Genomic DNA, 12,627 nt, shown 5'->3' on the forward strand with positions numbered 1-12,627 from the left:
GTCGTTCTCGAATGGGGGGCGCACACCCCTTGTAGGAGCTGGCTTGCCAGCGAAGGGGCCATCAAGGCCACCAAAAGCTTCGCTGGCAAGCCAGCTCCTACAGGGGTTACGCGCAGGGTTATGCGTCTTGGTAGTCGGCGATGGAGGGGCAGGCGCAGATCAGATTGCGGTCGCCAAACACGTTGTCGACCCGGCCTACGGGCGGCCAGAACTTGGCGTCGATCAGGCCTTCCAGTGGATAAACCGCCTGCTCCCGGCTGTACGGATGCGACCACTCGCCGACGATTTCCGCCGCGGTGTGCGGGGCGTTTTTCAGCGGGTTGTCGTCCTTGTCCAGGGTGCCGTTTTCCACCGCGCGGATTTCTTCGCGGATGCGGATCATGGCGTCGCAGAAGCGGTCCAGCTCTTCTTTGGATTCGCTTTCGGTCGGCTCGATCATCAGCGTGCCGGCGACCGGGAAGGACATGGTCGGGGCGTGGAAGCCGAAGTCGATCAGGCGCTTGGCCACGTCGTCGACGCTGATGCCGCTGCTGTCTTTCAGTGGGCGCAGGTCGAGGATGCACTCGTGCGCGACCAGGCCGTTACTGCCGGTGTACAGCACCGGGTAGTGCTCTTCGAGGCGGCGGGAAATGTAGTTGGCATTGAGGATCGCCAACTGCGAAGCACGCTTCAGACCGGCACCGCCCATCATGCGGATGTACATCCAGGTGATCGGCAAAATGCTCGCGCTGCCGAACGGTGCGGCACAGACTGCGCCTTCCTTGCGCGCCATCTGCGCGTGGCCCGGCAGGAACGGCGTCAGGTGCGATTTCACGCCAATCGGGCCGACGCCCGGGCCGCCACCGCCGTGGGGGATGCAGAAGGTTTTGTGCAGGTTCAGGTGCGAGACGTCGCCGCCGAACTTGCCCGGTGCGCAGAGGCCGACCATCGCGTTCATGTTGGCGCCGTCGATGTACACCTGGCCGCCGTGGTCATGAATGATGCCGCAGATTTCGCGGATGCCTTCTTCGAACACGCCGTGGGTCGACGGGTAGGTGATCATCAGCGCGGCGAGGTGTTCGCGGTGCTCGATGGCCTTGGCGCGCAGGTCTTCGATGTCGACGTTGCCACGGGCGTCGCACGCGGTGACCACCACGCGCATGCCGGCCATTTGCGCGGTCGCCGGGTTGGTGCCGTGGGCCGAGGACGGGATCAGGCAGATGTCGCGACGGTCTTCGCCGCGGCTCTGATGGTACGCGCGGATCGCCAGCAGGCCGGCGTATTCACCTTGCGAACCGGCGTTCGGTTGCAGCGAGATCGAATCGTAGCCGGTGGCGGCGCAGAGCATCGCTTCCAGTTCATCGGTCAGTTGCTGGTAGCCGGCGCTTTGCTCGGCCGGGGCGAACGGGTGCAGGGCGCCGAATTCGGCCCAGGTCACCGGGATCATTTCGCTGGCGGCGTTGAGTTTCATGGTGCACGAGCCCAGCGGGATCATGGTGCGGTCCAGCGCCAGGTCCTTGTCCGCCAGCTTGCGCAGGTAGCGCATCAGCTCGGTTTCCGAGTGGTAGCGGTTGAACACCGGGTGGCTGAGGATCGGCGACTGGCGCACCAGCGCGGCCGGAAGGGTGCTGGTGACGGACGCGGCGAGGGCGGTGAAGTCCGGCAGCGCTTTGCCATTGGCGAACAAGGCCCACAGGGTTTCGACGTCGGCCTGGGTGCTGGTTTCGTCGAGGGACAGGCCCAGACGTTCAGCGTCGACCACGCGCAGGTTGATCTGCTGGGTGCGAGCCTGCTCGTGCAGCGCAGCGGTTTGCGCGCCGGTGTTCAAGGTCAGGGTGTCGAAGAAGTTTGCTTGCTCGACGTTCAGTCCGATGGCTTTCAGGCCTTGGGCCAGAATCGCGGTCAAGTGATGCACGCGGTTGGCAATCTGCGTCAGGCCTTTCGGGCCGTGGTACACGGCGTACATGCTGGCGATGTTGGCCAGCAGCACCTGCGCGGTGCAGATGTTCGACGTGGCCTTCTCGCGACGGATGTGTTGCTCGCGGGTTTGCATCGCCAGACGCAGCGCCGGCTTGCCGAAACGGTCCACGGAAACACCGACCAGACGGCCCGGCATGTCGCGCTTGAACGCGTCCTTGGTGGAGAAATAGGCCGCGTGCGGGCCACCGAAGCCCAGCGGCACGCCGAAGCGTTGCGCGCTGCCGATGGCCACGTCGGCGCCGAACTCGCCCGGCGGGGTCAGCACGGTCAGGGCCAGCAGGTCGGCGGCCACGGCGACCAAAGCGTTGGCGGCGTGGAAGCGCTCGGTCAGCTCGCGGTAATCAAAGACGTCACCGTTGCTAGCCGGGTATTGCAGCAGCGCGCCGAAGAACGGCGTCACGTCGCTCAGTTCGCGTTCGTCGCCGACGATGACGTCGATGCCCAGCGGCTCGGCACGGGTGCGCAGCACGTCGAGGGTTTGCGGGTGGCAATGCACGGAAGCGAAAAACTGGTGGCTGCCCTTGTTCTTGCTCAGGCGTTTGCAGAAGGTCATGGCTTCGGCAGCGGCGGTGGCTTCATCGAGCAGCGAGGCGTTGGCGATCGGCAGGCCGGTGAGGTCGCTGATCAGGGTCTGAAAGTTCAGCAGCGCTTCAAGACGACCCTGGGAAATCTCCGGCTGGTACGGGGTGTAGGCGGTGTACCAGGCCGGGTTTTCCAGGAGGTTGCGCAGGATCGGCGACGGCGTGTGCGTGCCGTAGTAACCCTGGCCAATGAAAGTCTTGAACAGCTGGTTTTTGCCGGCGATGCCTTTGATCATCGCCAGCGCGTCCGCTTCGCTCAGGCCGTCTTCGAGGCCGAGCACGCTGGTGCCCTTGATGCTGTCGGGAATGACGCTGGCGCTCAGGGCTTCGAGGGAGTCGAAGCCGAGGCTGTTGAGCATGGCTTGCTCGTCACCGGCGCGGGGGCCGATGTGGCGGGCGATGAATTCGTTACGGGTGTCGAGACGGATGGTCATGGGTCATCCTCACGCTTCGGTCTGGTCTTGGACCAGACGGTCGTAGGCGGCTTGATCGAGCAATTGCGCGACCGCCGCCACGTCGGCCGGCTGGAAGCGGAAAAACCAGCCTTGTCCCAGCGGATCTTCATTGACCAGTTCAGGGCTGCCTTCGAGCGACGAGTTCACTTCGACCACTTCGCCATCCAGCGGCATGCCGATGCTGCTGGCAGCTTTCACCGACTCCAGCACCGACACTTCAGCACCGGCGTCGAAGCTGCCCACCTCAGGCACTTGAACGAACACCACATCCCCCAATGCCTGCTGGGCAAACGCTGTGATACCGACCGTGACGCTGCCGTCAGCTTCGGTGCGCAGCCATTCGTGATCGACGGTAAAACGCAATTCGCTCATATCAACTCCTCATTGTTCTGAACTCATCCGCTGCAGATGGCGGAGGGCATGGACAGGCTCGCGTTGGGTGGCGAGCTTGACTGGAGGAGATTTAGCAAGGGGGGTGCCAAGGTTTGTTAAGTGTATTAAATCAATGGCTTAGTGTTTTTAGTATTGATTTGAGGCTCGGGTTTTGTATTGAAATCAATACAGTCATGGGAAAGGAAGGAGGCGAAGCCCGGTCAGACAGGTTGAGAAGTTATTGTCTTGATTTCGATACGGCGTATCGATGTGCATACAGGTCGGCACACGCGCACCGTTTCCCTGTGGTAGCCAGCCTGCTGGCGATGCGGTGTGACAGGCAGCAAAGATATCGACTGACATGGCCCCATCGCCAGCAGGCTGGCTCCCACAGGGGGATTGGCATTAATTGTGGAAGTGTGTTTGGCGATGACATCAAGGTTTGCCGGGTATGCCGTATTTGCGCAGGCGAATCGCGATGGCGCTATGGGAGGTCTGCAAGCGCGCCGCGAGTAATCGGCTGGATGGATAACTTTGATAAAGCTTCTCCAGCAGGTTTCTTTCAAACCCTTCGACCGCGTCCTCCAGGCTGCCGACTTCACCATCGTTCTGGCGCTCGACCGCCGTGCGCGCAATGTCGAGATCATCCAGGTCCACCCACGGGTTTTCGCAAATCGCCGCCGCGCGGAAGATCACGTTTTGCAGTTGCCGCACGTTGCCCGGCCAGCGGTTGCCGAGCAGGGCAGGGAAGGTGCTGGGTGCCAATCGGCAGACCGGGCGCTGGATCTGCGCGCAGGCCTGCTGCATGAAGTGCTGGGCCATCAGCAGTATGTCGTGGTCGCGTTCGCGCAACGGCGGCACTTGCAGGTTGAGCACGTTGAGGCGGTAGAACAGGTCTTCGCGAAAGTGACCTTCGCCGACCATTTTTTCCAGGTCGCGGTGAGTCGCGCTGAGGATCCGTACGTTGACCTTCACCTCGCGATCACCGCCCACCCGACGGAAGCAGCCATCGCTCAAAAAGCGCAGCAACTTGGCCTGTAAATACGGCGACATTTCCCCCACTTCATCCAGAAATACCGTGCCCTGATCGGCCAGTTCCAGCAGCCCGAGCTTGCCGCCCCGTTGTGCGCCGGTGAAAGCGCCGGGGGCGTAGCCGAACAGTTCGCTCTCGGCGAGACTTTCCGGCAGTGCTGCGCAGTTCAGGGCTAAAAATGGTTTTTCACGGCGTCCGCTGATGGCGTGACACGCGCGGGCGACCAGTTCCTTGCCGGTGCCGGTCTCGCCCTGGATCAGCAGCGGTGCATCGAGGGCCGCCACCCGTTGGGCGCGAGCCTTGAGCGCACGGATCGGTGGCGATTCGCCCAGCAGCGCATCGAAACCTTCGGCGTGATCATGATGCAGCGCCGACAGGCGTTCGCCGATGCGGTTCGGTTGGTACAGGGTGAGCAGGGCGCCGGCATCGGTGATCGGCATGGCGTCGAGTAAGAACGTGTGGCCGCCGAGGCTGACTTCGCGCATGGGCAAGCGGAAGCCGTGGGCGATCAGCGAGGGTTGCAAATCGGCATCCTCGAACAGCGCGGACAGCGATTCACCGGCCGGTTCGCGACCGCACAGGGCGATCAATGCCGGATTGGCCAGCAGCACGTGACCGCGATCATCCACCGCCAGCACCGGGTCGGAACTGGCGGCGAGCAACGCATCCAGTTGCAGGCGTCGGCGTTGCCCCGGAAGGATGTCGACCATGGTCACCGCTTTCACGCCTTTTACGCCGAACAATGCTTCGCGCAACTCTTCCAGCACCTCGGCCCCCAGGGTTGGCGCATCGATGTAAACGTTCGGTGGCACCATCTCCACGGCGTCCAGGTTGAAACTGCGTCCGCCGAGCAGGGCCAGGACTTCCTGGGTGATGCCGACGCGGTCGATGAAGGTGACGTGGATGCGCATGACGAGCCTGCAAGATGGGCGAACTGAAATCAGTATGCCGGGCGAAATTTGAATTTGGCGAGCGTCACGTCACACCTGGCCGGATTTACGGGCGCTGGCGGCCAGATCTTCGAGGAATGCCTGCAGGATCGGCGGCGGCGCAACGCCGCGCCGGGTGATCACGTCGAACGGTGATTTCAGACGCAGGCTGGCCGGCGCCAACTGGTGCATCTCGCCACTCTTGACCCATTGCGCGGCGAAGTGCTCAGGCAGAAAACCCAGGTAGGCGCCGGAGATGATCAGGATCGCCGTGGCTTCGATGTTGTCCACGGTGGCCGCCGCTTTGCTCACGCCCAAGTGTTCGAGGTCGTATTGCTGCATGTAGCCACGCACCACGATCCGCCCCGCCGCGACGGCTTCGAGCAGTTCCTCGCCTTCGGCAAGGCTCCCATACAACGGGTGCCGCCGCCCGCAATACAAGCCCAGGGCTTCCTGATACAGCGGTGATTGCAACAACCCCGGGACATGGATCGGGAAATGCCCGATGGCGAGGTGCAAGCGGCCGTCGAGCACCCGTTCTTCGAGTTCGGCGGGGGTGCCGACGTACACGTTCAGGTGCACATCGTGCCCGCGCGATACAAAGCGCTGGGTAGTGCGCGGGATCGGCGAGTCGGGGTCGGTGATGGTGGTGTCGATGATCCCAAGGTTGAGCTTGCCGCTGATGTGCTGCTTGAGCACGTCGGCGTCCATGCAGAAATTTTCCACCGCCGAGAGCAGGCGCTGGGTGGCTTCATGGATCGCCACGCCTTGCTCGGTCAGGCGAAAACCGCTGCGCCCGCGTTGGCAGAGCTTGACCCCGAGCCGGGTTTCCAGATGGGTCATCTGTTCGCTGATGGTCGACTGGCCGGCGTTCAGCGCTGCCTGCGCGGCCGAGAAACCGCCGCAGCGGACGATCGTGGCAAATACCCGAAGTAATTTCAGGTCGACATCGTGCAGTTGAATCACCTGGGACCTCCCGCGTGTGGATGCATCGGTAATGCCGATATGAGTATCTGATGTTTAGCATTTTTTCCACGAAAAGCTGCGCCCATAGTCTTTTCAACGGCGGTCGCCTTGCAGTCCGTCAAGCCGATAACAAGAAGTGGAGAGGCTAGAAATGTCGAACAACGGTTATGAATCCGGTCGTCTGAACCTGCCATTCGTGGGTCACTGCACCTTTGGCAAATCCCCGGTGTGCACCGATTGGGATGCCCTGGATGCCGACGTCGCAGTGCTCGGCGTACCCAACGACATGGGTACCCAGTGGCGCTCCGGCGCACGTTTCGGACCACGCGGGATTCGTGAGGCATCGACGCTGTTTTCCTTCGGCCATGCAGGCGCCTATGACCACGAAGACGACGTCATGTACCTCACCGCTTCGGACCTGCGCATGGTCGACGTGGGTGATGCCGATATCGTCCACACCGACATGGAAACCAGTAACAAGAACACCGAATACGCCGTGCGCAAGATCCTCGACGCCGGTGTGATGCCGGTGGTGCTCGGTGGCGATCACTCGGTACATGCCCCGGTGATCAAAGCTTTCGAAGGCCGAGGCCCGATCCACATCATCCACTTCGATGCGCATCTGGACTTCGTCGACGAACGCCACGGCGTGCGTTACGGCCACGGCAACCCGCTGCGTCGCGCTTCGGAAATGAACCACATTGTCGGCATGACCCAGATGGGCATCCGCAACGTTTCGTCGTCCAACCGCGACGACTACGAAGCGGCCCACGAAGCCGGCTCGAAGATCCTTTCGGTGCGCGACGTACGCCGCCTCGGCGTCGAGGGCGTGCTGGCGCTGATCCCGCAGAACATCAACTACTACATCACCATCGACATCGACGGTTTCGACCCGTCCATCGCCCCCGGCACCGGCACCCCGAGCCATGGCGGTTTCCTCTACTACGAGGTGCTGGAAATCATCCAGGCCCTGGCCAAGCGCAGCAAAGGCAACATCGTCGGCATGGACCTGGTGGAGGTTGCACCGGTGTACGACCCGACCGGCATGACCTCGATCCTCGCCGCGCAACTGTTGCTCAACAGCATCGGTTTCATCTTCCACGAGCGCGGAAAAGTGCGGGCGGCCGCCGAGAGTGAAACCACGCCAGCCTGATATCGAAACCACTAAACCCGGCAGTGCCTGACTGCCAGGCAGAGAGAATAAAAATGGACACGATCGTCAAGAGTTACCTGCAGAAATTCGGCGTCTCCGAAGCCACCCAGACCTTCCTCAGCAAGGTCCAGAAAATGTTCATCGGCGGCGCCTGGGTCGAGGCCAGCGACGGCCAGACTTCCGACGTCATTGAGCCGTCCACCGAAGGCCTGATCACGCGCATTCCCATGGGCACCACCGAAGACCTGGACCGCGCCGTGCAAGCGGCCCGCGCCCAGTTCGACGGCGGCGCCTGGCGCCAGGCCAAACCGGCGGAACGCGAGCGCATGATGCAGCGCCTGGCGGACCTGATCGAACAGAACGCTGCCGAACTGGCAGAAATCGAATCCATCGACATGGGCAAATCCGTCGCTTTCGCCAAGGACGTCGATATCCAGGGCACCGTCGATACCCTGCGTTACTTCGCCGGTTGGGCGACCAAGCTGCATGGCCGCACCGTCGAGCCGTCGCTGCCGGGCAATTACCTGGCCTACACCCGCAAGGAAGCGGTTGGCGTGGTTGGCGCCATCGTGCCGTGGAACTTCCCGCTGCAAACCATGGCCTGGAAGCTCGGCGCGGCGTTGGCCACCGGTTGCACCGTGGTGGTGAAACCCGCCGAACTGACCTCGTTGTCGGCCCTGCGTTTCGCTGAACTGGTGCAGGAAGCGGGCATCCCGGACGGCGTGATCAACATCGTCACCGGGCGCGGTAGCGTGGTCGGCGCGGCGATGGCCACGCACCCCGGCATCGACAAATTGACCTTCACCGGATCAACGCCCGTGGGCCGTACCGTCGGCCGTGCAGCGCTGGACGAAATGAAGCGACTAACCCTCGAACTCGGAGGAAAATCACCGGTAATCGTATTCGCCGATGCGGACATTCCGGCCGCAGCGCAAGCGGTCGCCAACGGCGTGTTCTTCAATTCGGGGCAAGTGTGCGACGCCGGTACGCGGGCCTATATTCATCGCAGCGTCTACGACGAATTCCTGCATGAACTGATCGCCTATACGCGCACCCTGAAAATCGCTCCGGGTCTGGATCCGGACTGCTTCATCGGCCCGCTGGTCTCGGCCCTGCAAAAGCAACGCGTGACTGAGTACATCGAGACCGGCAAGCAGGAAGGCGCCGAGCTGGTGTATGGCGGCCAAGCGGTCGATGGCCCTGGCTTCTTCGTCGAGCCGACCATCTTCGCCCATTGCCGAAACGACATGCGCATCGTCCAGGAAGAGATCTTCGGCCCGGTGCTGGTCACCGCAGCGTTCGACGATGAGGAGGAGGCCCTGGCCCTGGCCAATGACTCGGTCTACGGCCTGGCGGCGGCACTGTATTCCAATGACCTTGGAAAGGTGCACAGCCTGATTCCACGGTTGAAGGCCGGCTCGGTCTATGTCAACGCCCACGGCACCCTCGATCCGTCGATGCCGTTTGGTGGCTACAAACAATCCGGGTTCGGCAAAGACCTGGGCGCCGAGCAACTCGATTACCTGCTTGAGACCAAGGCAGTGTGGATCACGCTGCCCTGAACAATGGCTGACCCCATCCTTTGTAGGCGCTGGCTTGCCAGCGATAGCGCACTGGCAGGCAACAAAGAAGTCGACTGACTTTGAGCCATCGCGAGCAAGCTTGCTCCTACAGGTTTTGCGCCATTGGCTTTTTTATCAATCGGGAACGGCAAGGATGCGCCCGGGAGTCGTTCACCCGAAACAACGCGGTTTTTTCGTCATGATCTTCCAACAATAAGAGTCCATCATGAACACTAACGCCAAGTCCGCCCCGAGCGTGTCGGTCCTCGACGACCATAGCGTCGTGGAAAGCCATTCGATCGATTTCATCCCCGAGAACGAGCGCTCCGACAAGCTGTCGAGCCAGGGCCCGTTCTGGTTTCTCGGCAACTTCACCTTCTTCACCATGACCATCGGCTTCGTCGGCCCAAGCGTCGGCCTGACCGCGCTCTGGACCACACTGGCCGGCACGCTGGGCATCATGTTCGGCACACTGTTCATGGCATTTCATGGTTCTCAGGGCCCACACCTGGGCCTGCCACAAATGATCCAGTCCCGCGCGCAGTTCGGCTATCGCGGGGTGATCCTGGTGCTGTTGGCGACGCTGTTTGTGTTCGCCGGTTTCAACATCGTCAACCTTGTGCTGATGATGCAGGGACTGCACACACTGTTCGGTTTCAACCCCGTCGTGATCGCGGTGGCTGTGACCATCCCGGCAGCGGTGCTGGCGATCCTTGGCCATGACTGGATGCACCGCGCCTTCAAATGGGCGCTGTACCTGTCGCTGCCGCTGTATGGCCTGGTAACCCTGGCGGTGCTGATGGGCTGGGTGCCGGATGCGGTGTTGCCGGCGCTCGCCGAAGGTGAAGTGGCCCCGGCGCCGCTAGGTTTCAACTGGACCGGTTTCATCGCCCAGTTCGCGGCGGCTGCCAGCTACAACATCGCTTATGCGCCGTACGTTTCGGATTACTCGCGTTATCTGCCGAAAAACACCTCCAGCGGCAAACTGATCGCGGTGGTGTTCCTCGGCGCCTCGTTGTCCGGCGCCTGGATGATTTCCGTCGGTGGCTGGCTGGCCGATCACCTGCATTCCACTGACGTGCTGGTGGCCCTCGGCCAAGTCGGCAACACCGTATCGCCGCTGATGGGCACGGCCGTGGTGGTGGTCACCATCCTGGCGTTCCTGCCGGTGATCGCGATGAACATCTACAGCGCCAAGCTGACCACGCTGACCTGCGTCGACTCGATCAAGCACATCGAACCCACCCGCAAGGCGCGGATCCTCGCCATCGCCTTCGTGATCCTGCTGCAACTGGGTGTGGCCCTGAGCATCCAGAGTTCCGGCAAAGGCCTGTCGGTGCTCGGCATCTACCTGGTGGTGATGCTGTACTTCCTGGTGCCCTGGACCTCGGTCAACCTCACCGACTACTTCTTCGTGCGCAAGGGCCGCTACGCCATCCCGCACTTCTTCATGCCCCACGGCAACATCTACGGCAGCTGGGGCCTGCGTGGCATCGCCGCGTACGCCGTCGGCTTTATTTCGATGATTCCGTTCTTCTACATCTTCGACGGCGTCGAGCAGCGCGAAGTGTATGTCGGCCCACTGGCCAAGGCACTTGGCAGCATCGACATCGCCTGGCTGGTCGGGCTGATCGTCTCGGGCCTGGCGTACTACTGGCTCAGTCGCTCGATCGATCTCAAGGCCGAAGAAGTCGTCATCCAGCACATCGAAAAAACCTGTCCGCAGTACACCACTGGTGACTCATTGACCAAACCCTCGATGCCCGTTTTCAGCGAATCGGCGGTCCGGAGATAAATCATGGCAACGCAAAAATACGACTACATCATTATTGGCGCCGGCTCGGCAGGTTGTGTGTTGGCCAACCGCCTGAGCGAAAACCCGGCCAACTCGGTGCTGGTCCTGGAATTTGGCGGCAGCGACAAGAGTGTGGTGATCCAGATGCCGAGCGCGTTCTCGATCCCGATGAACACCAAGAAGTACAACTGGCGCTACGAAACCGAGCCAGAGACTTACCTCAACAATCGCCGTATTCACTGCCCGCGCGGCAAGGTGTTAGGTGGCTCGTCGTCGATCAACGGCCTGGTCTACATCCGTGGCCACGCTTATGACTTCGACGAGTGGGAATCCCTCGGTGCCCAGGGCTGGGGCTACAAGAATTGCCTGCCGTACTTCAAACGCGCCGAAAGCTACGAATCGGGCGGTGACAGCTATCGCGGGCAAACCGGGCCGCTGCACACCACCAATGGCAACCACATGAAAAACCCGCTGTACGGGGCGTGGGTCGAAGCCGGTGCCGAAGCGGGTTACATCAAGACCGACGACTGCAACGGCTTTATGCAGGAAGGTTTCGGTGCGATGCACATGACCGTGAAAAACGGCGTGCGTTGTTCCACTGCCAACGCCTACCTGCGTCCGGCCATGGGTCGTCCGAACCTGACCGTGATTACCCACGCGATGACCCGCCAGATCATCCTTGAAGGCAAGCGTGCGGTGGGGGTCATGTATGACCACAATGGCCAGACTCACCAGGTCTATTGCAACAAGGAAGTGCTGATTTCGTCCGGGCCAATCGGCTCGCCGCACCTGCTGCAACGCTCCGGCATCGGCCCGGCCGACGTCCTGCGCAAGGCCGGGATCGGTGTGCGTCACGATCTGCCGGGAGTCGGGGAGAACCTGCAGGACCACGCCGAGGTGTACATCCAGTTTGGCTGCAAGGAACCGGTGACCCTCAACAGCAAAATGGACCCGCTGAGCAAATTGATGATCGGTTTGCGCTGGCTGCTGTTCAAGGACGGTCTGGGCGCCACCAACCACTTCGAGGCCGGTGGTTTCATTCGTTCCGACAAGGGCCTGCGCTGGCCGGACATTCAGTTCCACTTCCTGCCGGCAGCGATGCGTTACGACGGCAATAAACCGATCAAGGGCCACGGTTTCATGGTGCTCACCGGGCCGAACAAACCCAAGAGCCGCGGCTACGTGCACGTGCGTTCCGCCGACCCTTACGAGCACCCGGAAATTCGCTTCAATTACCTGCAACGGGAAGAGGACCGTGAAGGGTTCCGTCGCTGCATCCGCCTGACCCGCGAGATCATCGGCCAGAAAGCCATGGACCGTTTCCGCGATGGCGAAATCGCCCCCGGCGCGCACCTGACCAGCGATGAAGACCTCGATGCGTTCGTGCGTGACAACCTGGAGAGCACCTATCACCCTTGCGGTTCGTGCCGCATGGGCGAGGACGACATGGCGGTGGTGGATTCCGAATTGCGTGTGCGCGGCATCGCCGGGCTACGGGTGATCGACTCCTCGGTGTTCCCGACCGAGCCGAACGGCAACCTCAACGCACCGACCATCATGCTCGCCGAGCGGGCGTCGGACCTGGTGCTCGGGTGCAATATGTTGCCGGCGCCGGAGGTGCCGGTGGGGTTGGTCGAGGATTGGGAAAACAGCCAGCGCAATGGATTGCCGGGTCGTAACGTACGCGTGTAACCCTTGTAGGAGCTGGCTTGCCAGCGAAGCGGCCTGACGCACGGCGCAAGGTTTAAGATCCTATCGCCAGCAAGCCGGCTCCTACAGTTTCGAAGCCATCCCGCAGAATCGGGCTGTGTGCGGGTGATCT

Annotated in this window: 8 protein-coding genes; 4 read left to right on the plus strand and 4 right to left on the minus strand. The window is 61.9% G+C overall.

The features are described from left to right. Positions 1 to 118 precede the first annotated feature (118 nt). From gcvP to ABVN21_RS06225, 4 genes are all read right to left on the minus strand, one after another. Positions 119 to 2,974, minus strand: coding sequence for an aminomethyl-transferring glycine dehydrogenase (gcvP, locus tag ABVN21_RS06210; protein WP_353637229.1), 2,856 nt, complete (start codon positions 2,972 to 2,974; stop codon positions 119 to 121). A 9-nt stretch (positions 2,975 to 2,983) separates the two neighbouring features. Continuing rightward, on the minus strand, positions 2,984 to 3,367 hold the full coding sequence (gene gcvH / locus ABVN21_RS06215) for a glycine cleavage system protein GcvH (protein WP_339556374.1): 384 nt from the start codon (positions 3,365 to 3,367) through the stop codon (positions 2,984 to 2,986). A gap of 435 nt (positions 3,368 to 3,802) precedes the next feature. Beyond that, positions 3,803 to 5,311 (minus strand): sigma-54-dependent transcriptional regulator, encoded by a 1,509-nt coding sequence (locus tag ABVN21_RS06220; protein ID WP_339556373.1) that lies wholly within the window; start codon positions 5,309 to 5,311, stop codon positions 3,803 to 3,805. 69 nt (positions 5,312 to 5,380) lie between these two features. Next, the gene (locus tag ABVN21_RS06225; protein ID WP_339556372.1) at positions 5,381 to 6,295 is read right to left on the minus strand and encodes a LysR family transcriptional regulator; all 915 of its coding nucleotides are present in this window, start codon (positions 6,293 to 6,295) and stop codon (positions 5,381 to 5,383) included. A 151-nt stretch (positions 6,296 to 6,446) separates the two neighbouring features. On the opposite strand from ABVN21_RS06225, the gene speB reads away from it, so the two are divergent. From speB to betA, 4 genes are all read left to right on the plus strand, one after another. After that, positions 6,447 to 7,448, plus strand: a complete 1,002-nt coding sequence (speB, locus tag ABVN21_RS06230) for an agmatinase (RefSeq protein WP_339556371.1) — start codon at positions 6,447 to 6,449, stop codon at positions 7,446 to 7,448. 53 nt (positions 7,449 to 7,501) lie between these two features. Further along, positions 7,502 to 9,010, plus strand: a complete 1,509-nt coding sequence (locus tag ABVN21_RS06235) for an aldehyde dehydrogenase family protein (RefSeq protein ID WP_339556370.1) — start codon at positions 7,502 to 7,504, stop codon at positions 9,008 to 9,010. 226 nt (positions 9,011 to 9,236) lie between these two features. Next, positions 9,237 to 10,805, plus strand: coding sequence for a cytosine permease (locus ABVN21_RS06240; RefSeq protein ID WP_339556369.1), 1,569 nt, complete (start codon positions 9,237 to 9,239; stop codon positions 10,803 to 10,805). Positions 10,806 to 10,808: 3 nt separating this feature from the next. Then, a complete protein-coding gene (gene betA / locus ABVN21_RS06245; RefSeq protein WP_339556368.1) occupies positions 10,809 to 12,497 on the plus strand; it encodes a choline dehydrogenase in 1,689 nt (562 codons plus the stop codon). The last annotated feature ends 130 nt before the right edge of the window (positions 12,498 to 12,627 follow it).

The organism is Pseudomonas sp. MYb327 (assembly GCF_040438925.1).
Classification (GTDB): Bacteria; Pseudomonadota; Gammaproteobacteria; order Pseudomonadales; family Pseudomonadaceae; genus Aquipseudomonas.